The sequence below is a fragment of the Xenorhabdus anantnagensis genome (assembly GCF_028598555.1).
Classification (GTDB): Bacteria; Pseudomonadota; Gammaproteobacteria; order Enterobacterales; family Enterobacteriaceae; genus Xenorhabdus; species Xenorhabdus anantnagensis.
In genome coordinates, this window is record NZ_JAQRFN010000073.1 from 1 (window position 1) to 1,684 (window position 1,684).

The 1,684-nt window shown below is 50.6% G+C and carries 1 protein-coding gene; it reads right to left on the bottom strand.

The window, feature by feature from the left end; translation table 11 throughout:
- A partial coding sequence (locus tag PSI14_RS19885; protein WP_273577709.1) for a condensation domain-containing protein occupies nt 1-1,667 on the bottom strand: 1,667 nt, incomplete at its 3' end.
- Between the last annotated feature and the right edge of the window lie 17 nt (nt 1,668-1,684).

Consider the following 1,684-nt stretch of genomic DNA (forward strand, 5'->3'; position numbering starts at 1 on the left):
TCGCCATAAGTCAGCGCTATCGCCTGCGGATACAGCGCGGCCTGCTGCTCAAATTGCTGATGCACACAGAGCTCGACAGGCGCTCCCCACAGCGGCAGGTTGCGTTGTTCAGTCAGGGCGTGAAGCGCTGTAGCAGGTAAAACAGGGAGTTGTTGCAGGCTATAGTGTTCCTGCTGATCCAAAGTATTCGCGATCCCTTCGAACACGCGCTGCATATAAAGGCATATTGTGTGCGGCTCGATAGGCGTAACACCTTGAATCGTTAGCGCCATGGCCTGACCAAAATCTTCAACTGACACAACCAAAGGATAGTTCGTCCGCTCTTCAGACTTCAGCCAGGTAATATCGAACAATGGCTCCGGCACATTCTCAGCGTTGGTTGTGAGAGGCGAGTGTCGGTAGTTAAGCAATGAACTAAATAGCGGGGCAGGGGCGGCAACACCACTAAAACGCTGGGCCAGCGCCAAAGAGGCATACTCATAACCCAGCAATTCAGCCAAGTCTTGCTGTGTTTCCTTAACCGCTTGTTCTACCGATCTATCATTCACATCGACTCTGAAAGGGAGGGTGTTGATAAACATCCCCATGGCTTTAGACATCCCTTCAGTCCCCTGCAAACGACCAAAGAGTACGGTGCCAAAGACCACGCTAGAACGCCCACTGATTGCCATCAACACGCGGCCCCAGGCAAGATGACATAGACTAGCAAGGCTAACTTCCAGTCGCCGTGCATGGTGGCGCAGACGATCATTCAAAGAAGCAGGTAAGTCCAAACGATGTTCCTGTACTGCACGATTATCGATCTCGCTCAAGCCATAAGGTAACGTTGGTTCATCAATGTCGGCCAAACGGCTGCGGAAGTAAGCCTCATGCTTGCTTTGCTGCTCGGAAAGATAGGTTTGAGCCACCAAATTACGGTATTGCTTAGGCTCATCCAGGCTAGCGGCACGGCCACGCATGATTGACTCAACTTCATGGTAGAGACGCTCAAGCGTAGTATGGTCACCGATTAAATGGTGCATCAGCATAACCATGACCCAACGCTGATTATCCTTATCTTCGGTGATAACGAACTGTAGTAAAGGCGCTTGCTGAATATCCAGACGGTAGTCTTCCGCGTTATACCTTGCGCTAAGCTGTTCAACGACCGGGCCATTCTGGCGGTCTAGCGTTAACTCATGGATCTTCAGGGAGGCTTCACGATAAACCACCTGCGCGGGCATGCTCACACCACGAGCAATAATTGCCGTTCTGAGGATGTCGTGCCGATTAACGACCTGCTGCATCGCGTTGAGAAATTCATCCACTAATGCGCGTGTGCCGAAAGCAATCTGGCTAATAAACAGGTAGGGATCGCCACGCTCTTGCAACAGATGGTGAAATAAGATGCCATCTTGCAAAGGGGCTAGCGCATAAATATCCTGAATATTCGCGACGCCTCCCGGTGTCTGCTGTATCACATAATCAATATCATCTTGAGTTAATTCAATCAGCGGTAACATCGACGGTGTAATCGTTTGGCCGTCAAATGTTGATACCTGAGAGACAATATTTGCTGCGGCTTCAGGCTCGATGACCGAGACTTTGAGCGCCAGCTCTTTGAGAGAGGGGGCCACAAACAGATCGCTAATTTCCGCTTTTAATCCCCGCTGGCGTAGCTGCTCCATTAAGAAGATAACCAGTA